The following is a 19760-nucleotide window of genomic DNA, read 5'->3' on the forward strand; positions in this document are numbered from 1 at the left end:
CTGATCGTCTTGCGATGCTGATTGAAGGTGTACTGGTTCCAACGATGGTAAGGTCAAGCGAGAAAGTTTTCGAATGCAGAACGACGACGACTCAATCGTTCTTGTCATTTTACGAGACCCGATGACGAGCCTCGCTGCGTATCTGGGATTGTTCTTGGTCGCCTTCGGCGCGGCGACGGTGTTGCCATTCCAATCAGAGCCCTTGCTTGTTGGCCTCCTTGCGTCCGGCAAGTTTTCGACCGCATGGCTTCTTGTTGTTGCCACCATCGGTAACGTACTAGGCGCAGTCTTCAATTGGGTTCTCGGCCTTTTCATCGACCGTTTCCATGACCGGCCCTGGTTTCCGGTTAAGCCGTCCTCCCTGACAAAAGCTAGTGGATGGTATCGGCGCTATGGCCGCTGGTCGCTGCTTCTCTCCTGGATGCCGCTGATCGGGGACGCCCTCACGGTGCTTGCCGGGGTGTTGCGGGAGCCCCTCTGGTCTTTCTTGCTGCTGGTGACGGTCGCAAAGGCCGGACGGTATCTCGTCCTCACCGCAGCCACGCTGGGGACTCAGTCGGTGCTGGGTGGTTAGCCTACAACAGGGGTGAGCGTGATCGCAGCTTGGAGACGCTCATCCAGGAGGGACGTGGCTAAGGCCCGACGATCGCGATACCGCCCCAAAACGGCCACCGATCTCTCATCATCTCGCTCGAGCGAAGCAGCGTAGTGCCGCTCGCGTTGACCGTGATCAATCGCGCGTTCGATGAATTCGTGGAAGGGGAGAGCTGAATGGGGCCAAAGGCGGCGATGACGTTCCGGCTCGTCCTTGCAGGGGCGGCCGTGGCGGCGATCCCCGCGGCGGCGGCACCTGAGTCTCAGCCGCGCGACATCGTGCAGCAAAGACAGCAGGACATGAAAGCGATGGCGAATGCAGCCAAGAGCATCGACGCCATGTTCAAGGGGTCGTCCCCTTATGACGCGAAGGCGTTCAAGGCCGCGGCTGAATCCGTCGGGTCTCATTCGGGAGACAGGCTGTCATCGCTTTTCGACGGGTCTATCGCCGCACCCGGTTCGAAGGCCAGCGCCAATATCGAAGCCGAACGCCAGAAGTTCGACAAACTGGCCGCCGACCTTGGCGTCTATGCTTCGGCGCTCGCGGCGGCGGCAGAGCGCAATCCGGATGTTCTTAGTCCTCAGATGCGCATGCAAGGTGGAGACGCGATGATGGGCGGACCGCTTGCCAGGAAAGCGGAGGCGGATCGGGATGTGAGTTCAATGCCCGCCGAGCATGCGTTTCACCTGATGCTTCAGACCTGCACCTCCTGCCATGCCCAATTTCGAGTGCGAGCCGAGTAGCCGACGTGTGCGGAGCTACGGTCGATTGGCGAGTTGGCCGTGCTGTTTACGCCATCCGTAGCGCGTCAATCCGCGCGGCTTGTAGATCGAAAGCACCGTCGTCGTGATCAGCACGACTATGCCGCCAGCGGCGTGGACCACGAGTGAGCTTCTCGGACCGAGAAGATCGGCTTCCGCTAGTCCTTTCGCAGCAGCCGCCGCGACATAGCCTATCAGGTCCAACTGCAGCAGTAGGACGACGGCGGTCAGCACGGTCAGCAGGAATTTCGCGAGCACCCAGTAGTGGAGGAACACGCCCCAGACTGTTCCGAGTGCCTGGACGAGTCCTGTGATGAGCGATGCCAAAACCATAGGAAGTATGACGAGCCGCGCAATGGCGTCCATCGCCACATAGAGGCTTCCTGCTGTCTGGGCATCCGCGCTGCCGAGGCCGACGAGTCCCAGCGCAAGGAAACACGCCACCGCGCCGAGCGAACTGACGGATGAGATGACATGCACCACGAGAGTGAACTTCCGCAGGGCAGGAGGCATCGTCATGGAGGGTCACCTGCTGGCGGCATTTCGCTGTCGGGCGACATGTGGCGGCCTGGGCCGTGGGGACCGCCGATATCGAAGACGACGATCATCGCCGCAAGCAATATCAGCACAGCGGCAACGATCCCGGAGATTTTTACCCAGCGCGGCATGCCAGGATAGTCGTTTCCCTCGGCCATCTCTCTTTGTCTCCGCCATCTTAGCATCCGGTCCCGTGGCTCGACGTTCTATCGGGAGTTTTGCAACACCGCAGAGTTTACGAAATATTTAGCTTAATTTTGTCGACCTGAAACGGCCTATTTCGATCTGAAAAAAGACAGCTACAACTGTTCCTGGCACCTACTTAGGCGTGTCCAGATCCCTTCTGGTTCAGCCGCGGATCGTCACAGTGGTGGAGAGAACATTCCTCCTCGTTCGGGATTGTGTTCTCTCTCCGAAATGACCCCTCGCGAAGAAAGGCGGATGCCGATTCCAATGCGTCACAAGGCGTTCAGGCCGAACGCGCATTGACGCCGGGGCTTCTTGGCATCGGCCGCGTTAGCGATCTCTACGATGATCGGGCATTCCGGCCGATCGGCGCCATGGCAGGGGTTGGCGTCAAGGGGTGATAGCGCGTTTGCTGCTGGGCTTCATCGATCGACCTTCCTGTAGGATGAGGTGTCGGCGGCTGGACAATTCCCGATAGAGCGCTTCGGGAGATACGCCGATCTCCTCGGCCAGTCTGCGCCATTCACCCTTGGCTGGAAGCTGCCCGTCATTCCACGTTAGCCAAGCGTCGAGCCTGGCTCCCACCGTGCGCAACGACACGATCTCGGCTCGTTTCCTGGCGCTCTGAAGCTCGTGCGATAGATGCCGTGCCCAAGCGCGGGCAAATGCGGGCTCATTGTCCAGCAGGTCACGAATGACGCCCACGGGGACAACCAGAATGTCCGTCTGCGTCGCCGCCACGGCATCGCAGTGATAATGATCCGAAAACACGGAGGCCTCCGCTAGAATCGAGCGGCTCGCTGAACGCTGCAAGACAGCGGGGCTGCCGTCCTCGTGGTAGCGCAGGAGGTTGACGCACCCCTCCATTACGAGAAACAGTGCACGAACGGGGTCGCCCCGATGAAAGAGGTGCTCATTCTTTTCGAGCGACTTTTTCGCGACCGCTTTCGGCTGGAGATGGACGAGAATTTGATCCGACATGATAGCTATCATGGCCAGGACGATCATCGTTTGGCAAGCTCGAGGCCTCGAACTTGTGAACGGTGACTCATGAAAAAGCTTATCCCTGCGCTCGCAGTTTTGCTGCTTCCAATTTCCGCTGCTGCGGAGGGCAAACACGTCCATTCTTCACCGTATGCCGGACAGGAGCATCGCGACATAAAAAGCCTATCGGCGAAAGACATTGCCGAGCTGGAGACTGGAGGAGGCTGGGGCTTGGCGAAGCCCGCCGAGCTCAACGGAATGCCCGGGCCGTCACACGTGCTGAAGATGAAGGCCGAGCTTCATTTGACTGGCGAACAGGAGGATAGAACGCGGAGCATTTTCCAGAGAATGCGCGGCGAAGCGGTTGCGGAAGGCAAGAGATTGGTGGCCGGGGAACAGGCGCTCGAGTTCGCTTTCCGCGAGCGCTCGATCAACCATGGTGGGCTGCGCGAACGTCTCCGCCGGATTGAGGCGAGCCGCGCCAACCTCCGTTACATCCATCTGGCCGCGCACCTGGAGATGCTAAAGGTTCTGAGCGCGAGCCAGATCGACCGCTACAGCGAGTTGCGCGGATATTCCCGGTAGGACAAGGCTGGTAGAGCCGCCCCGTCTTCCCTGGACAGCAGTCGTCTGTTACCGTGCACTTGCGTTCCATCTTTGTTCACCAACAACACGCGCCGTTGCGACGGCGCGTGTTGAATTCATGCGACGTGGCTGCAGCAGGACTTCGCGAACGAAGCCTTGTAGCCAGCGTCTTCAATCGCGGCGACGATCGCTTCGGAGGCGGCCGGCAGCTTGCCGAGAAGCAGCTTGTTTACGCGGTTGGAGACCGAGCTTCGAAAGGATGACGATGAGGCATCGTCGGGGATCGACCTTACGCCATCCAAGGACGTCGCTGAAATTGACTCGACCTTGGAGGAGCGCCCCGAATGGTATGTGCTCGTCGCCAGATGCGGAAAGTGCCGGCGTCGGGCCGGGATTTCCCGTTTTTTAAGCGACCACATTTCAGCATCGGGGCGATAACATTCAACGATGTCTTGTGAGATTTCGGCCAGGGGAGGGTCGTGTCGAACCCCCGGCGTCAGGGACACGCGTACCGAGGATCAACTCTGCACGTCGATCACCAGCATCAAGCCGCCGCCTCCCTGAATCTCGACATTGTTGTTCGTGGTATGATGGGAGATATGGCAGTGAACGAGCCATTTTCCGGGACGCTGGGCCTTCCACAGAACGTCGAACCGCTGACCAGGGCCGACATTTACAGTGTCGGCGAGATAGCGGGCGCTTTGCCGCAGCGTCACGCCGTCGACTGCGGCAACCTCGAAAGGCCCGCCGTGGATGTGCATCGGGTGTATTGCCGTCGTGTGCGACCCGACGAAGCGAACCTTGAGCGTTTGCCCGACCTTCATTCTTATCGTGTCGGTTGCCGGATACGATTTCCCGTTGATGGTGAAGAAGTTCGGGAGCGCACCTTCCATCGGCATCGCGGGGAAGGTTAGCCACTCGCGCTTTAGCCACTCCTGAAGCTGCATAGTATATTCCAGATCGGCGGGAATATCGTCGGAGGGGTCCTCGGGATCGATGATCAAGGCTCCGTAGAGGCCGAGCGATTGCTGGCGGTCGACATGGTCATGCGTGTGGTAGAAGTAGGTGCCGCTCTGACCGACCGTGTACTCGTAGCTGTAGGTTTCGCCGGGTTCGATGGGCTTCTGCGTGATCTCTGCCGGACCGTCCATGTCGTTCGGCAGGATCAGGCCGTGCCAATGGACCGTGGTGCTTTCCGGCAGCCTATTGGTGACATTGATCCTTACCCGGTCGCCTTCCTTTACGCGCAGAGTCGGGCCTGGGACCTGATTGTTGTACGCGTAGGCCTCAACGGTCTCGCCAGGGAGAATCGGCCAGCGGACGACAGAGGCTTCGAGGTCGAAGATCTTGACACCGCCGTCCAGGCGCGGCTTCAAAGTCTGTGCGCCTTGCGCGGTTGGCTCAGCCTCGAAGCTGACGTTCCGTGGATCGACGGCTGCCATGTCCAGCATCGCCCGTCCTGGCGTGTCGAAGGTCATGACCATGCCGGGAGCCATGATAGCGCCGCCCACCTCATGGGCGCTTAGCCGCATGTTCACCTTGGCGAACGGGTACGCGAACCCGGCAGCGAGGAGGATCGTCGTGAACGCCGCCACGGCAGTGATCTGCGCTCTTGTCGGATCGAACGCTGGCGAGTGTTGCCTGTGCTGGGAGTGGTGTTCTCGCGCCATGCCATGCGCGAAGGAGTGAGCAGCTTGGGTGGCGTGACTGTTGCTCATTTCGGATGCCGGCGTCTCCGAGGAATGCTCGCTACGATCCGTCATGAGGCCATGCTTCATGCCTTTGGCGACGAGCCAGACGTTGAACGGATAGGCGGCGAGGAAGCCGACGCCAACGCCGAGAGCCATGACGCCCCAGAACAGCATCTCGCCCGGCCACATGGCACGCATATCGCGGCCCATCATCAGGATTGCCATAACCGGAGCCATGCCGGCCATCATTGCATTCATGCTGATGAATTCGGGCATGAACGACTTGCGGACGTTCTCCGAATAGCTTCCGCCCATCATGTTCTTCATGAACAGCGCCTGGAAGATGAAGAGGCCGAGGGCGAAGCCAGCCGCGTACTCGATGATGATGTCGAGCCACATCGGCAAACCCAGGACCGCCGTGATAACGGCCGCGATGATGATTCCGGTCGCGTCTCCCGCGACGCAATGAATAGTGCTGCCCACCCCTTGCTTCCAAAGCGGCCTGATAAACTCCTCATGGGTGCCGGGGACAGGTTCCTTGTCGGCCAGCACATATAGCAGCAGTCCGACCGGGCCGAGATAAAGCGTGACGAGGATGAAGCCCCATTTCATCACCGACGGCTCGGGATTGTTCCGGAACTGGTCCCAGGCCACATAGATGGTGCTGCCAACCGCCAGGACGAACCAGCCGAACAGCAGATAGTCGATTGGCTGGATGAACATGTTCATCATCTCCCTTGCGCGGTTGCGGAACTGCGATCCCCGGAAAGTTTGCGCGTTACAACTGTTGGAAGGTCAACCCGCAGTTTCTGGAAGCACGCGGGCGAACCGCCGGCGGGATTTCCGGAACCTTCTCCTGGACAGTGGCGTTCGCATCGTGCAGCAGCACTACATGGCGTGGGTTGCCGAGAGGCCAATGCTCCCAGCGGCCATCCAGACTGCCATGGCGATCATCATCAGGTTTTCGGTCAGCGAGATGAAACCAAGGGGGACGTCGCTCGATCCGCCGACGCAAGCGCACTTCAGTTCACGCTTGTCAATGTAGACGGCCTTGAAGACCGAAACAGCCCCTACCGTACCGATGAACATCGCGACCGGAACCGACAGCCAATTCAGAACGCCTGCCACCATGAGCACGCCAGCCAGTCCTTCGGCATAGGGATAGATGTAGCTGTATGGCACCCAGCGCTTTGCCAGGAGGTCATAGTTCAGGAACATCGTCGCAAAGCTCTCGACGTTCTGGAGTTTCATCATTGCCAGAACCACCATTGAAAAGGCGACGAACCATTCGGCTGCGCGCAAGGTGAATGGAGTTCCGTTGACGGCATGGCTCGCCGCCATCGCCGTGAGTGCGGTCAGCGTGAACAGCACGGTAACCGGGCGGTAGGTAGTCGCCTTCGGATCGGCGACCGGCTTCCCCATAAAACGACGCAAATCGTCGTAGCCGCCGACCCGCTTACCATCGATGAAGACCTGAGGCGTCGTCGCCACGCCGTGCTGCGCCTTGAAAGCGTCCGTTTCCTCGCGGGTGGTCAGGTGATGATCATCCACCTCGTAGCCTGACCGCTGCAGCAGGTCCTTCGTCTTCAGTCCGTAGGGGCAGGTGTGGCTTGGCATCACCATCCGGTACAGGACGGCCTTCGTGGAGAGATTCTGCGGATTGGTCTTGTCCAACATTTTCACATCTCCTTGTCCTTGTGAAATCGTTGGCAGGACTATAAGTTCCGTACCATGGTACGGAGTCAAGACCCTCAAGAACTGACGATCGGGAAACTTGCGGCTGCCGGAGGCGTGGGTGTTGAGACCATCCGCTTCTACCAGCGCAAGGGGCTGTTGGCGACGCCGAAGCGGCTGGAGGGCGTGCGGCGTTATGGCGGCGAAGACGTGCGTCGGCTGCGGTTCATCAAACAGGCGCAGACGGCGGGCTTCACGCTGGAGGAGATCGGGGAGCTTCTGGCGCTGGATGCCGGACACAACCGCCCGGCAGCACGGGAACTGGCGAAGAAAAGGCTTGAGCAGCTGGAAGCCAGGATCGGAGAGCTTAATCGTGCTCGGGAAGCACTCCGTAAGCTGGTCTCCGAATGCGCAGAGGGCAAGACCGGGCCTTGCCCGATCCTAGCGTCCTTTGGGGTCTGAATTCGGATCACAGTGCAAGTTTTCGGTCGAAAACGGCCACCGAGAGAGGGCGTGGCTACCCGTCCAAGCACGCGTGGCCTTTTATCGAACATGGCGCGACATCGTACATAGCCCGCATGGGTAATCCCAAGTCTAGACAACTAGAGTATGCTCTCGCCGCCGAGTACGATCAGCAATGACGCTTTCATTGATCGGCGCGCCTGGCCCGTGACGGCGGGGAACTATCTACTGAACAGAGCTTCAAAAAGTCTAGGCGCTTTTCAAATGACCCGCGACGCCGCCATAGCCAAGGCAGAAGACTATTTCGATTCCGGTGACTTCCGCGCCCATCTCGCGCGGCGGGTTGCTATCCCGACTGAGAGCCAAAACCCAGACCGCCGTTCGGTATTGACCGCGTATATCAAGAGCGAAATGGTTCACGCCTTGGAAGAGCTTGGATTTGCCTGCCGCGAGCTTTCCCAAGATGGCTGGCCCTTTCTCTATGCCCAGTGCATTGAGGAGGAAGGTCGTCCGACGGTGCTGGCTACGGGCATGGCGATGTCGTACGAGGTCTCGACGCTGACTGGGACGAGGGGCTGTCGCCCTGGAGCCTGATAGAGAGCGACGGGAAGTGGTTCGGACGCGGCACCGCCGACAACAAGGGCCAGCACTCCGTCAACATCGGCGCGCTTCGGGCCGTGCTGGAAACCCGCGGGAGGCTCGGATTCAACGCCAAGTATCTGATCGAGATGGGCGAGGAGAAGGTCTCTCCCGGGCTACGGGAGCTAGCCGAAAGCCACAAGGAACTCTTGCTCGGACGTCCTGATCGCGTCCGACGGCCCAAGGCTGTCCGGGCGTTCTACGCCACGCGCCTCGACCCGGATCATCCCTGGGTCCGGTGGGCCGTCGGCTCGACCGCCCAAACCGCAGGGAAGAAGCCAGCCGTACTTCCCAATCTTGGCCGCTCGCTGCCGAACGACTCTTCTCGGAAATTCTCGGGCTTCCCACGATCTGGATACCGCATTCCTATCCAGGATGTCCCAGCATGCGCCCCAACGAACATCTCCCGACAGCCATCATTCGCGAGGGGCTGGCGGTGATGGCAGGCATCTATTGGGACCTTGGCGAGACAGGTGCTCCACAGAGGGTCTCTGGGGTGAAGTCGGCCTGCTAAGTCGCACAGATTTGTAGTCGAACGGGGGAGGCAGCATGCGTCTGAAGGATCAAGCGGCGTTCATCACAGGCGGCAGCAGTGGAATCGGCCTTTCCGCAGCGAAGGTGTTTCTCCGAGAGGGCGCGCGAGTAGCGATCACGGTCCGCGGGCGGAGCCAACTCGACGACGCGGTCGAAATTCTGGGCAAGGTTATCGCCTGCGAAGCTGACGTCGACGACGATGAGGCAATGTCCAGGACGTTGGGGGCCGCGGCCGCTGCGTTTGCGGCATCGATGTTGTCTTCGCTAATGCCGGATCATATCGTGATGCCACGCGGGGTAGTGCGACACGCGAGGTCTTCTCGGCGGTCCTGGCGACCAATGTCATCGGGGTGTTCATGACGGTACAGCAGGCGCTGCCTCGCGGATGATAGGGAAGACGATCCAATCTGACGATCCGACTTGGGGAATCGTTTCCTATTTAGGCTTGACCTAGACTTGTAGACTTGAACCGAAGGCGAGGTTCGGCGCTTCCGAAGGCATCGGTCGCGAACTGCTTTGGTCGACCGGTCACAAGATCGAGCGGCTGTGTCAGAAGCCGTTGGCGAGCGCCGCGGTCCGCCGGAAACGCTTGGAGCACTCGCAAACGTCCCCTATTGTCATACCGTGGGGTCTTTTCGAAATTGAGTACTGGCCCTCGGCACCGAGAAGGTCAAGCGGATATGAAGCTCGTCCTCATCGCCCTTGCTGTCGCCCATAATTGGTATTCCGGCCACCATGATCCGGTCACCGGCTACGAATGCTGCGACAACAAGGACTGCCGGGTCATCAGCCCGCGCTATGTCGAGCCGCTGCCGGGCGGCAACTTCAACATCCGCACCGGGTCCAAGACAAGATACTTTATCCCCAGGGACCGGGTTTTGGAGAGCGAAGACAGCCAGTATCACATCTGCACGTCCGCCCCGCATATGACGATCCGCTGCTTCTTCGCGCCACACACTGAGGCAAAAGCGATGGGCAGCGTTGCGGGCTCACTTGAGAGGTAGGCTGAGCCTCCGGCCGGATACGGCGCGCGTTCGCGAGCTGAATGATTTTTTAGGTCAGCCATCGACCAATTGTAAGCGCTGTTGCGGGACCACCTGTCTGGAATGCGCTCAAGCAAAGACGCCGGCAGACTTCAGAATAGACGACCGACAAATCGCTCGGTCTCCCACGTCCTGAGAAAAGTCACCTCCCGTGCTATCCACCCGACACTGTTGCTCCCCCACTCTCGCGCGCGGCTCGCGTACTCACCCATCAGCCAAAAATGGCGGACGATCACAAACCGAATAGCTGCTTCGAAGTCGTCAGGAGTTATTGGTCGGATTGACTGATATCCATCAACGAAGGCAGCCCACATAGCAGTCAACGACCGGCCGAAGGAGACTTGTGCCCACAAAAAAACGGCCAAGTCATACGCAAGGTATCCCGGACCTCCGTCATCGAAGTCGAAAAACACCGCTTCTCCAGCCCCATTTATCCGCGAATTGAAGCCATGGCAGTCCCCGTGGCAATACGTCCATGTTAGATTGCTGAACGCCTTGATAGCCGTCGCAGTCCGCTCGGCGATCTGTCCAAGGTCGCTAAGGACATGTGCGTCTTCCACAATTCCGCTATCGCGAATTCGGGCAAGAGGCCGATGCAGTAAATGTTCCAGATCAAGCCGATACAGCGCACCGCCAACCGGAAATGTCTCGGCCGCGTTATGTAGTAGAGCAAGGGTCTTTCCGTTGGCCCAAGCATCACCGGTGTCAGTTGCAAGCGGTTCTCGGCCATTGATCGCCTGAAAAAGCACACCGTCGCGCGCACCCTCTGGTGCGTGCCCTTGAAGGAAAAACGTGCCATCGCGTGTTGGAATGGGCGCGGCGACCGGAACTCCCAATTTAGAGAGGTGCGTCAAGAATGCAGTTTCGCTCTTGACGTTGGCTGGCCCACGCGCGCGGTGGTGAGAAAGCCGAAACACATAACGCTCGCTGCTGGTCACGCTGGCCAGGTAAACGTCATTCAAGCCGCGTTGAAGCAATTGGCAAGAAACCGGCGATCCCAACACATAGTGCTTATCGATAAAGCGTTCGATCGCCTCAATCTGAGAGGTCGAATATAGCGGATCAAAGTCAAACATGGCCGGTGTTCCGTGGGTGCCGTATAAGCAATCTAGCCTTGCAAACTACGGAGTTCTACAACGACCGCAATGGCGCGAAGCTGTCATGCCGCATCTGTATTGGACTACCGCTCCCACCCTCCACCTCCGCAATGAAGAATTCAAATGTACGGGACCTGGCGTATGGCCGGCGGTGTCCAGGACCAGCATGCCAGGCACGATCTCCTCGCCCGGTTTGACGAGCTCCAGTCGATCGCGGATGGCTACGCGCTCCTCGATGGTCCGGATGGACATCTCGACATCGTGGGCGGCGTGAAGGTGTGGTCGGTCGAAACGACGCTCTCCTTCAACGGCGGCCTGCCACATGCATCGTGCGGTTTCGCCAAATACCGCCGGCTTACATTGCTCCACCAGTTACCGGATTGACCTTCGGTTTTTCGCTGGTGTCCTTCGCGCCGGGAGGCTGAACCACGGGAGGCGCGATTGAAGTCTCGTCTGCATCCGTCTGGCGTCCTGCAGGTGGATGCACGTCTTTCGGATTTCTCTGCTCGGGTTCGGCGTTCGTGTTCTTGATGGCCATCTGAGGTCTCCTTCGCAAGCGAAACGGAGGAGAAGTCGATGAGGTTCCGGCCAGTTTGTCGCGCGGGACAGTCGCGCCTAAGTGTTGCCTTGCTCCTTTTTCGCCGGCGCTCGCCGCTCGAGGAGCTGCTGAAAGATGTCCGCCTGCCGCTCGGCCGCGGCGCGGATCGCAACTAGGTGATCGAGCATCCCGCCAAAAGCGACTAGGACCAACCCACCGGCAATGGTCGCAAACGCCCAGGGAAGAACGGCAAGCAGCGTTTTGACGTCGGGCGAGGGCATCAACATGGTGGCGAGCACGACCAGCGTGCCGATGACGATCGCGCCGCCGAGAAACTCGAGAAACTTTCCCATCTTGGCTCCCCTAACTCGTTGCCAGTCCGACTCGCCGCACTCTTGCTGCTGCATCCGCTGCATGATTCCTCAATCGTGCAGCAATTCAAAGTACTACAGCACTACTTCCGCTTTGAGTGGGACGTGCTCGCTTTCGAGCGGCCTTGACTGCTCCCAGCATTGACCGCCGAATTTCCAGAAAAAACCCCGGCAGGGCCGGGGTTGAGGTCGGGAGGCACTGGAGAATTCAGAATTTGACGCCGACCCCCACCGTGAACTGGTGCTGGTCGAGATCGACATTGGCGCCGCCGATGTCCTTGTCGCCGAAGTCATTGTAGCGATACTCGGCGCGGCCGAACATGCTGTTGGTAAAGGCGTAGTCGATGCCACCGCCGATCGTCCAGCCGTTGAAGGTTTCCTTCTCCTTGGGCGCCCCGGCGACGTCGACGAATCCGCGCGTGACCGCCCAACCACCGGTGCCGTAAAGAAGCGCCTTCTCGTCGAGCGTATAGCCGACCCGGCCGCGCACCGATCCGGAGACGTCCGTCCCGACCTCCGTGCTCGCGCCGAAGACCGTGAAGCTCTTGTCGTTCCAATTGTAGCTGACGTCTCCTTCGACGCCGACGACCCAGTCGCCGATCTGATAATTATAGCCGGCGAAGGCGCCGAAAAGTCCGCCGTTGAAGTCTTCCGAGGCGCTGGCGCCCGGAACGCTGAGATCGCTGTTCAGCCATCCGCCGCCGCCTTGCAGCCCGACATAGCCGCCGGTCCAAACGAAGGTGGGCGTCGTTTCAATGGCCGCGGGGGCCGGTTCCGGAGCTTCGGTGATGTCTGCCGCATAGACTGTTCCGGCGGCCATGGAGGCGCCGAACATTGCAACAAGCACGTTTCTGATCATCACAGATGCCTTCTGTTGTCCGACGACGAGAGTAGCAACTTATCGGGAACAAGTCTGCGAAAAATGGCGCTTTTCGGTATCACTTGCGCGTGCGGCGAAAAAACAGGCCGGTGGATTGCCTCCAGCCGGCCCGCCCGGAAAATCGCGGAAAGGGGAACGTCTCTGCGCGGGGCTGCAAGGCCGCGCGGAAGAGACCGATTGCTTCTTGATAATGCCCGAACGCGATTTTACGCGTTGACATCCTGCGCATGAAATTTGACATTATGCGCATGCCAGCGGCTGCCGAAAAGAGTTCTCCGATTGACGTGGTCGTGGTGGTTCTGCCGGACTCCTCCATCATGTCGCTCGCTTCGGTTCTCGATCCGATGCGGGCCGCCAATCGCGTTGCCGGCCGGCCGGTCTTTCGCTGGCGCCTTCTCTCGGGCGACGGGCAGGCCGTGACGCTGACCTGCGACATCCCGATTTCGGTCGATGGCCGGTTCTCGCTGCCGCTTGCGGGCGACCTTCTCCTGGTCATCGGCGGCTTCAATCTCGAGCGGCACGTCGGCAAGCGGTTTCTCGCGGCCTTGCAGGAATGCGCCCGCCATTTCGACATCGTCGCCGGTATCGAATCGGGCTGCTGGCTGCTTGGCCGATCCGGATTGCTCAACGGCCGCAAGGCGACGGCCCATTGGGAAGAACTCGAAGACTTCAGCCAGACGTTTCCGGCCCTGACGGTGATCGGCGACCGTTTCGTGATGGACGGCAAATACTGGACCTCGGGTGGAGCCTCGCCGACCTTCGACATGATGCTGCATCTGATCACCGAGCGGCTGGGCCCGGCCTTGGCTCTCGATGTCGCGAGCATCTTCGTCTACGACCAGATGCACAGCCCGACCGATGTTCAGCCCTTCGTCTCGCTCGGACGCATCGAAGCGCGCGATCCGGAGCTCGCCGGTGCCATAAGGCTGATGGAACGCACGCTGGAGCGACCGATGACGGTTGCGGCCCTGGCGCGGCGGCTCGCCATTTCGCAGCGCAAGCTCGAATTGCTTTTTGCCAAGGGGCTGTCGATCAGTCCCGGCGCCTATTACCTGCGCCTGAGATTGCAGGTTGCTCATCGGCTCGTCCGCGATTCGGGCATCCCGATGCGCGACATCGCGCTGCGCTGCGGCTTCGACAGTCTTTCCGCCTTCTCGCGTGCCTATCGGCGGGAATATGGGGCGAGTCCATTGAAGATGCGTAGCGCCAATCGCGCGGCGAGCGCTCAGACAGCGGGCAGTTCTCTAGCGCAAACGTAAGTCTAGGTCCTGACCCTAGTTTCGGGCGTGAGGGCCGGATCCGGCCAGCGCGCAGGCTTCTTCGAATTCCTTGACGGTCTCCGGCGTGTTGTCCTCCGGCAGCACCGCGTCGGCGACTTCTTCCGCGGCCGCCGTCTCGCCCCCATAGACAAAGGATTGGATGTAGTAGGCGATTTCTCCCTTCCACACCTTGCGACCATCGATCTGCCGACAGGCGACGGCGGTCTCGAAATCAGCCTGCAGGTCATCCACGCTGGCTGCGGCGGAAGCGCCACCGGAAGGTGCCACAAGCGAAGCAATCAGCAGGGCGGTGAACATGGCGGCAGGCCTCCGGATGGGTCGACAAGGAAGGTGCCGGGTCGTTTCCTTGGTCTCGCTTGATAGAGGGCGAATCTGCTCCGAACGAAAGGGGAATTCTCGCGCTACTGAATTTTGTTGGGTGGTCGATGTGTATAAGTCACAGTCGTGCCTTCCGGCATAAATGCCGTCGCGGGCGCGAACATGAGGGAAGGGCCTTCCGCTCCGCTGAGCGAAAGGCCCCTGGCCCTTACTGGACGATCTGGACGACCGTATAGGTCTTTGGATCGACGATAACGCGCTGCTGATTGACGACAGCATACGCATAGGCAGGATTCTCCGGAACGGGTGTCAGAACAACCGTGCGAGGCAGCGGTCGGCCGACGGCGATCTGCTCCTTGATCATGACCGTGTCAGCCGGGACCGGCTGCTGCTGAACATAGGTCGTAACCTGTCGTGGCGGCGGGGCGATCACCGCTCCGGCAACCAGCCCAACCGCGCCACCGACGGCGGCACCAACGGGGCCGCCAACAATCGCGCCAGTAACGGCGCCGCCTGCGGCGCCAGTTACCGCACCTTGATTGTTGTCATTTGCAATAGCGGGCGCTGCAAAGATGCCGGTCGCGATCGCAGTAGCAATGATGATCTTGGCATTCATCTGTCGTACTCCCTTGCTATACGTGGGGTACAACGCCACACAATTTTATTTGTTCCTTAATATGACTTTCACATTTCCGGGTATGTCTTATAGTAACGCAATGTTACATTTACGTAATCTTGTGAATACTAACCACGGCGCGTGATGGTTCCTGCGTCTCGATCGAGAGGGGCGGATTGCGATCCTTACCGAATCTAACGCCAAACCGCCGGTGTGCGGGCAAACTCCATCGCAGGGGTTTCGTTTTTCGCCCACTCGGCGACCGCAATCGCGGAGCCGAGCATAAGGACTGGCAGAGCCAGCGCGCCGAAGAATTTGAGCACTAGCAGGAATCGCCTGCGTTTTCCTTGCCGATCGTAAACCATGCTCTTTCCGCCGAATCGCATCTGAAGAACAGGTGGGATGAAAACAGAAAAGCCTCGCCCCGTCAGTCTCTTTGGGAACACAGCTTGCAAGTTTCGTCCAACGACTGAGGAGCAACTTGCGTGGTATTGAGAGGTTGGGACGAGAAAAAATCCTACAACCCCCCAACACACCCGCTGTGCCGGGAGGCTATATCGTGGGAAAATGCTGCCTCAGCGGTCAGTTGATGACCTGAACGACAGTGCGAGACTTTGGCTCAACGATCACACGCTGCTCGTTGACCATTGCAAATGCATAGGCCGGGTTATCCGGGATCGGCGTCAGCACCACCGTTTCAGGGATCGGCTTGCCGACAACAACCGGCTGCTGCACGACCACGGAAGCAGCCGCAGGCTGTTGCTGGACATAGGTCACAACCTCCGGAGGAGGCGGAGTGAGTGCGCCGCCTAGTGTGGCGCCGACAACTGCGCCGACTCCTGCGCCAACCGGCCCCCCAAGAATGGCGCCGGTTGCGGCACCACCCACCATACCGGTCGCCGCGTTCTTCCCGTCGTTTTGCTGGGCCACTGCGGCCCCGGAAAGTAGCGTTGCCGCAGCGGTGATAATTACTAGCTTCTTCATAGTCACGTCCTCGCGTTGAAGTCGGGAACTAACGAAGAGGCACAGAAAGAGTTCCCTCCCTTGGACTTTGGTCCGAATGAAAGTTTTGACGGCTGAGCATCCGCCGCGCGGGTTGTGCGAGCTTTATTTCACGTCAGTTCAGAGGCGCAAGAATGTAGCGACTTAATACTGCGATTGTCGCCCGAATTCAGAGTGTCGACACCCGGCATCATGATGACCAGTGCCATGGAGTTTTGAGGGTCGGCGTATCGTGCAGGAAGGCATCCCGTGCGTCCGTCCTTAGCGGGAATATTTAGGGCGCCGATGATGTCATACCGCTGTCGCGCCTATGGAGGAGATGCGCTATGGAAATTGAACCTCCCATCGCTCTTCACGATGCCGACATGCTCAGCGTCGTGTTCGAGGAGTTGCTGCAGGATTATCAAACATCCCGCGACAGCGCAGTCGCAGAGGGCATCCTCACACGCTTGATCTTCACCTATGACCTCGGCGTCCGCGATCCGGTGCTGCTGAAAATGCTTACCGTGCCTTTTCTGCGGCAGCGTTTATCGGGGACGCAGTGAGTCGGGGGACGATCGACCTTGACCCGGAGGCGCCTACTCGTGACCCGCCTGGGATCTATCTGGTCTTCGACGGGCCGATAGAGGTGCCGCTGCCCCGGCAACCGGCGTCGCCACCGATTTGACGGTGGCTGCATGGTAATTGCGACACGAGCGAACAACACTACGGCGGCGCGGTAAGGACTCAAATCCCTGTCGCGCCGCAACCGTTTTGGCGGCAAGGGTCGCCCGCCCGTAAAAACGCCGTAGGAGGCCGCTGGAGAGCGTTAGGCCCCGCCGACCCTACCTTAGAGCCCGCCCCGCCGCGAGAGCGGTCGATCGTGCCACGGTCTGGGCGCTCGTTCCGCGCGGGAGGGGCGCGGCTAAGGCGGCGTGGACCGGGGTAGGAGGGCCTTTGCTGCCGGAGGCGCTGTAAAGGCCGGGGTCTTACGCGCATGATCGAGCGTACGTACGAACGCATAAGCGTATATACGCGCGCCGCGCGAAGGGCTTTAACGGCTTTAAGGCATTACGCATACGTTTTAGGAAGCGTTTCCAAGGAGTTGGCGCAAAGGTGTTTTAGGCGGAAGCCCCTTTCGCTGGCTTTGGAGTCCCCCGGCCCCTGCCGGACACCGTGACGGACCAACTACCTTTCGCCGCCCTCTTGGCCGGGCCGGAACTACCGATGGACCTCGACCGGCTGCGCGAGACAGAGCCGCAGTCGCTGCTGTCGAACATCGTGGCGCTACGCCACCGGCTCTTCGCCATGATGGACGCCGCCGAGGAGGTCATGGACACGGCAGCGGCGCCGCAACTACGAACTGACGGGCAAGCTGTTGGGCGACCTGAACACCGGCACCCAGATCACCAACAATACCCTCGTGTCCCCGGTCTACATCGAGATGCGCACTGAGTTGGTCAAGGCGCTACGGGGCTTTCCTGAGGCGCGGCAGGCCGTGGCGCTGGTGCTCCAGGGTCTGGAGACGCGGTTTGCCGAGGACATGGTGATAGACCATTCCTACGCCAGCGGCCCCGTACCCGGTAGCGGGGAGGCGGGCTCATGAAGAGCATCCCCCGAGTACCAGCGCCGCCCCGTGTGCTGGTTACAGGCAGGCCGGCAGCGCCGACGCGCAGGTCTCCGGCTGGTTTCCCTGTGCGTCGTATCGGGTCTCCTCCTTCTCGTTCGCCCGATGCGCGCCGGTCTGCCCCTTTTCTCCTCTCGCAGAGGTCGCGCTGATGCTGGCTCGTGACCTCGCCCGTGCACTGGACCCCGTCGTCATGGCCCAAGAGTGCGGCATACAACCGGACACGTGGCAGGCGAACCTGCTCCGTGCCAACCCCCGGCGCTCCCTCCTGTTGTGCTCGCGTCAATCGGGCAAGTCCACCGTCGCGGCCTTCCTCGTGATCCAGACGGCACTCTTCGTCCCAGCGGCGCAGATCGTCGTCGTCAGCCCGACGCTCCAGGACCTTGGAGGACCACAGGCTGCGCAGTGAAAATACGCGGCTGAAGGAGGAGGGTAACCGGCGGCGGGTAGTCGAGACGGTGCGCGAGCATCTGTCGCGCCGGATCAGGCCGGAGCTGCTCAATGGTGCCGTGGCGCAGTTCATCGCCGAGCATAAGTTCGGCATCAAGGACGGCAAGGTCGTCATCTACGGCACGCGTGGACGCGAAGAAGCCGAGATGGCGGCGATCAACTGGATCGCTGAGGAGGGGGAGGCTTACGCCGCGCCGCAGCGCGCAGAAGCCGGGGGGCTTTGCCGCCGAGATCGCTAAACTAAAGCGCGCGATCCACTAAATGGTGAGAGGTACGTTCTTCTCCACGTACTGCTGACCGAGTGGAGAGATCACAAGAGCGCTGGTCTTAGAGTTGAAGTCGATTAGACCGGCCTTATGCGCAGGAATCACGATCCCCGTGCGAAATCGAGTGGGATTGCTATACTCAATGGAATCCACAACCTCGCGCACAGTCATGGGGCCGGCTGAGCCATAAAGCAGAGCCATCATCTTGTCCTTGGCGCTCATGCCGGGGCCCAGCACTCGGGTCCGCTCGCCTACCTTCCACAGAAGTGGGACCGGTCTTTCGATCAAGCTTTCTACAACTGCCGTGGCTTCGTCCGTTGAGACGCTGTGAAAAACTCTGACGAGTTCGGCCATTATCCACTGGCACATCGCGAAGACGACAGATGCGTCCATGTGACTGGGATCGACGTCAGCGCCCACATGTCCCACGTTGCGATTGTTGCGCACCTCATAGAGGGCAATAAGCATGCGAGGAATCTGTATTCGTATTGATCGAGGAAACGTGCTACCCGCCTGCTCCAGCTTGCGGCAGTCATCCGCCATGCTCTTGGGTTTGTAAGGGGCATTTGGGAAAGAGCCGTCAACGTGGCCCTTCAATATGGAGTAGACAATCTCGCAAAGCTTGCCGCCGCTCAACTCGGCGGGCTCCCATCGGCCCTCGCGAAAGTTCTTGGCGATCTTGTTGTACTCGTCAACAAGAGGGGTGCGAAGGCAATCAGGAATGTTTGCGAGCACGGTTACGGCATTAGTTGTCATTTAGACGCCTTGTGCGGAAGTTCACGCCTCACAAAGTTTCTTCCCGCCGTCGTTATCTTAATATTGCTCATGTTTGAAACATCAATGTAGAGCTTACGGAAAGCCGCGTTTTGCAACCCCGAACGAAGATTGGTCGGCTCCTTCCAAGCATTGGTCCGACGAAATACCGTGCCGATCTCATTCATCGTAATCGGATTCAGCTTCAAAGTCTCTTCGAGATAATAGACGACTACGGCGTAACGCTCTTGATCGTTGGTGGGCTGCTTTTCGGCAATAAAATCCTCAAAACTCTGTTCGTTTTCAGGATGCAAGTCTATGTCAACCGGAGACCACCCATTTGAGTTACCCCCACCCTTCTTACGCCTCTTCTGTTGCGATGTAGGCGGTGGACTGCTCACGGTCTCAGTGCCGCGCTGTGGCTCGGATTGCTGTTCCTCGAGTGCTGGGTTTTGTTCCGCAGGTTTTGGGGGCTGCACATGCGATTTGCGGTGATGTCCGCCGAACGCTGCTACAAGCGAAGAGAACGCCTCCTGCTGAACTGCTTCTGAGTTGAAACCGTTCACGGCTTCCGCAATTTTAGGCATTCGCTCAAGAAGTGCATCAAGATCTTCGGTAGACATTGCTCGCCCCAGTTGTGATTCGCCCAAAAAAATATTATGGCGGGCAACATTGAGGTGTCTAGCGCGATGAATAAGTAGAAAAACCTCGCGGAGCCCATGGTAACTCGTTAGCGGGGCGTTAGCCGCAGACACAAGCCAGCTAACGTGCTTTTAGTGTGTCCGGCAAGCAACTGATTTTAAAGGATTTTTTGGTGAGCGCGCAGGGATTCGAACCCTGGACCTACTGATTAAAAGTCAGTTGCTCTACCGGCTGAGCTACGCGCTCCCGT

The 19760-nt window shown here is 59.6% G+C and carries 26 protein-coding genes, 1 tRNA gene and 1 pseudogene; 13 read left to right on the forward strand and 15 right to left on the reverse strand.

Annotation, left to right across the window (positions count from 1 at the left end; all coding sequences use genetic code 11):
* The first annotated feature begins 121 nt into the window (after positions 1-121).
* The gene (locus USDA257_RS17715) at positions 122-574 is read left to right on the forward strand and encodes a YqaA family protein (RefSeq protein WP_041415369.1); all 453 of its coding nucleotides are present in this window, start codon (positions 122-124) and stop codon (positions 572-574) included.
* A gap of 197 nt (positions 575-771) precedes the next feature.
* Positions 772-1338 (forward strand): cytochrome c, encoded by a 567-nt coding sequence (locus tag USDA257_RS17720; protein ID WP_014764327.1) that lies wholly within the window; start codon positions 772-774, stop codon positions 1336-1338.
* 15 nt (positions 1339-1353) lie between these two features.
* Here USDA257_RS17720 and USDA257_RS17725 read toward each other — a convergent pair whose 3' ends face one another.
* From USDA257_RS17725 to USDA257_RS17740, 3 genes are all read right to left on the reverse strand, one after another.
* Positions 1354-1875: a hypothetical protein gene (locus USDA257_RS17725; RefSeq protein WP_014764328.1), complete on the reverse strand. Its 522-nt coding sequence runs from the start codon at positions 1873-1875 to the stop codon at positions 1354-1356.
* A complete protein-coding gene (locus USDA257_RS17730) occupies positions 1872-2051 on the reverse strand; it encodes a hypothetical protein (RefSeq protein WP_014764329.1) in 180 nt (59 codons plus the stop codon). The genes USDA257_RS17725 and USDA257_RS17730 overlap by 4 nt, the downstream gene beginning before the upstream one ends.
* Before the next feature lie 418 nt (positions 2052-2469).
* On the reverse strand, positions 2470-3060 hold the full coding sequence (locus USDA257_RS17740; RefSeq protein ID WP_174900817.1) for a Crp/Fnr family transcriptional regulator: 591 nt from the start codon (positions 3058-3060) through the stop codon (positions 2470-2472).
* A gap of 69 nt (positions 3061-3129) precedes the next feature.
* Here USDA257_RS17740 and USDA257_RS17745 point away from each other — a divergent pair, with 69 nt between their 5' ends.
* Positions 3130-3648, forward strand: a complete 519-nt coding sequence (locus tag USDA257_RS17745; RefSeq protein ID WP_014764332.1) for a hypothetical protein — start codon at positions 3130-3132, stop codon at positions 3646-3648.
* 518 nt (positions 3649-4166) lie between these two features.
* Here the strand turns inward: USDA257_RS17745 and USDA257_RS17755 are convergent.
* Both USDA257_RS17755 and USDA257_RS17760 read right to left on the reverse strand, forming a co-directional pair.
* Positions 4167-6062, reverse strand: coding sequence for a DUF4396 domain-containing protein (locus USDA257_RS17755; protein WP_041415374.1), 1896 nt, complete (start codon positions 6060-6062; stop codon positions 4167-4169).
* Between the two features lie 165 nt (positions 6063-6227).
* Positions 6228-7016, reverse strand: coding sequence for a glutaredoxin family protein (locus tag USDA257_RS17760; RefSeq protein ID WP_014764335.1), 789 nt, complete (start codon positions 7014-7016; stop codon positions 6228-6230).
* Positions 7017-7070: 54 nt separating this feature from the next.
* On the opposite strand from USDA257_RS17760, the gene USDA257_RS17765 reads away from it, so the two are divergent.
* The 4 genes and pseudogenes from USDA257_RS17765 to USDA257_RS17780 all read left to right on the forward strand — a co-directional run bounded on the left by USDA257_RS17765 (position 7071) and on the right by USDA257_RS17780 (position 9652).
* Positions 7071-7475 (forward strand): MerR family transcriptional regulator, encoded by a 405-nt coding sequence (locus tag USDA257_RS17765; protein ID WP_014764336.1) that lies wholly within the window; start codon positions 7071-7073, stop codon positions 7473-7475.
* Between the two features lie 264 nt (positions 7476-7739).
* A pseudogene (locus USDA257_RS34230) lies at positions 7740-8628 on the forward strand (M20/M25/M40 family metallo-hydrolase).
* 35 nt (positions 8629-8663) lie between these two features.
* Positions 8664-9008 carry an SDR family NAD(P)-dependent oxidoreductase gene (locus USDA257_RS38815; protein ID WP_052316343.1) on the forward strand — a complete coding sequence of 115 codons (345 nt, stop codon included), beginning with the start codon at positions 8664-8666 and terminating at the stop codon, positions 9006-9008.
* 320 nt (positions 9009-9328) lie between these two features.
* Complete coding sequence (locus tag USDA257_RS17780; protein ID WP_014764337.1) at positions 9329-9652, forward strand: hypothetical protein; 324 nt, start codon at positions 9329-9331, stop codon at positions 9650-9652.
* Between the two features lie 131 nt (positions 9653-9783).
* On the opposite strand, the gene USDA257_RS17785 is transcribed toward USDA257_RS17780, so the two are convergent.
* On the reverse strand, positions 9784-10767 hold the full coding sequence (locus USDA257_RS17785) for a phosphotransferase enzyme family protein (protein WP_014764338.1): 984 nt from the start codon (positions 10765-10767) through the stop codon (positions 9784-9786).
* A 144-nt stretch (positions 10768-10911) separates the two neighbouring features.
* Here USDA257_RS17785 and USDA257_RS38820 point away from each other — a divergent pair, with 144 nt between their 5' ends.
* On the forward strand, positions 10912-11172 hold the full coding sequence (locus USDA257_RS38820) for a hypothetical protein (RefSeq protein WP_041414359.1): 261 nt from the start codon (positions 10912-10914) through the stop codon (positions 11170-11172).
* Here the strand turns inward: USDA257_RS38820 and USDA257_RS34235 are convergent.
* The 3 genes from USDA257_RS34235 to USDA257_RS17800 all read right to left on the reverse strand — a co-directional run bounded on the left by USDA257_RS34235 (position 11144) and on the right by USDA257_RS17800 (position 12556).
* Entirely contained in the window at positions 11144-11326 is a 183-nt protein-coding gene (locus USDA257_RS34235; protein WP_080605623.1) for a hypothetical protein, read from the reverse strand. The two genes, USDA257_RS38820 and USDA257_RS34235, sit on opposite strands and share 29 nt — an antisense overlap.
* 77 nt (positions 11327-11403) lie before the next feature.
* Positions 11404-11679: a hypothetical protein gene (locus USDA257_RS17795; protein WP_041415376.1), complete on the reverse strand. Its 276-nt coding sequence runs from the start codon at positions 11677-11679 to the stop codon at positions 11404-11406.
* A gap of 226 nt (positions 11680-11905) precedes the next feature.
* Positions 11906-12556: an outer membrane protein gene (locus USDA257_RS17800; protein WP_014764341.1), complete on the reverse strand. Its 651-nt coding sequence runs from the start codon at positions 12554-12556 to the stop codon at positions 11906-11908.
* Between the two features lie 248 nt (positions 12557-12804).
* Here USDA257_RS17800 and USDA257_RS17810 point away from each other — a divergent pair, with 248 nt between their 5' ends.
* Positions 12805-13836, forward strand: coding sequence for a GlxA family transcriptional regulator (locus tag USDA257_RS17810; RefSeq protein WP_014764342.1), 1032 nt, complete (start codon positions 12805-12807; stop codon positions 13834-13836).
* 15 nt (positions 13837-13851) lie between these two features.
* Here USDA257_RS17810 and USDA257_RS17815 read toward each other — a convergent pair whose 3' ends face one another.
* The 3 genes from USDA257_RS17815 to USDA257_RS17830 form a co-directional block, all read right to left on the reverse strand.
* Positions 13852-14154, reverse strand: coding sequence for a hypothetical protein (locus USDA257_RS17815; protein WP_041414363.1), 303 nt, complete (start codon positions 14152-14154; stop codon positions 13852-13854).
* 229 nt (positions 14155-14383) lie between these two features.
* Positions 14384-14791, reverse strand: coding sequence for a DUF1236 domain-containing protein (locus USDA257_RS17820; RefSeq protein ID WP_014764344.1), 408 nt, complete (start codon positions 14789-14791; stop codon positions 14384-14386).
* 582 nt (positions 14792-15373) lie between these two features.
* On the reverse strand, positions 15374-15775 hold the full coding sequence (locus USDA257_RS17830; RefSeq protein ID WP_014764346.1) for a DUF1236 domain-containing protein: 402 nt from the start codon (positions 15773-15775) through the stop codon (positions 15374-15376).
* Between the two features lie 344 nt (positions 15776-16119).
* Here USDA257_RS17830 and USDA257_RS17835 point away from each other — a divergent pair, with 344 nt between their 5' ends.
* The 4 genes from USDA257_RS17835 to USDA257_RS17850 all read left to right on the forward strand — a co-directional run bounded on the left by USDA257_RS17835 (position 16120) and on the right by USDA257_RS17850 (position 18088).
* Positions 16120-16338, forward strand: a complete 219-nt coding sequence (locus tag USDA257_RS17835; protein WP_014764347.1) for a hypothetical protein — start codon at positions 16120-16122, stop codon at positions 16336-16338.
* 812 nt (positions 16339-17150) lie between these two features.
* Positions 17151-17378, forward strand: coding sequence for a hypothetical protein (locus tag USDA257_RS33040; protein WP_014764348.1), 228 nt, complete (start codon positions 17151-17153; stop codon positions 17376-17378).
* 172 nt (positions 17379-17550) lie between these two features.
* Positions 17551-17808, forward strand: a complete 258-nt coding sequence (locus tag USDA257_RS17845) for a hypothetical protein (RefSeq protein ID WP_041414367.1) — start codon at positions 17551-17553, stop codon at positions 17806-17808.
* Positions 17783-18088, forward strand: coding sequence for a hypothetical protein (locus USDA257_RS17850; RefSeq protein ID WP_014764349.1), 306 nt, complete (start codon positions 17783-17785; stop codon positions 18086-18088). The genes USDA257_RS17845 and USDA257_RS17850 overlap by 26 nt, the downstream gene beginning before the upstream one ends.
* Positions 18089-18106: 18 nt before the next feature.
* Here USDA257_RS17850 and USDA257_RS17855 read toward each other — a convergent pair whose 3' ends face one another.
* From USDA257_RS17855 to USDA257_RS17865, 3 genes are all read right to left on the reverse strand, one after another.
* Positions 18107-18871, reverse strand: coding sequence for a hypothetical protein (locus USDA257_RS17855; protein WP_014764350.1), 765 nt, complete (start codon positions 18869-18871; stop codon positions 18107-18109).
* On the reverse strand, positions 18868-19491 hold the full coding sequence (locus USDA257_RS17860; protein ID WP_041414370.1) for a hypothetical protein: 624 nt from the start codon (positions 19489-19491) through the stop codon (positions 18868-18870). Before USDA257_RS17860 ends, USDA257_RS17855 begins: the two co-directional genes overlap by 4 nt.
* Positions 19492-19680: 189 nt before the next feature.
* Positions 19681-19756, reverse strand: a tRNA-Lys gene (locus USDA257_RS17865).
* Between the last annotated feature and the right edge of the window lie 4 nt (positions 19757-19760).

The sequence above is a fragment of the Sinorhizobium fredii USDA 257 genome, from assembly GCF_000265205.3.
GTDB lineage: Bacteria > Pseudomonadota > Alphaproteobacteria > Rhizobiales > Rhizobiaceae > Sinorhizobium > Sinorhizobium fredii_B.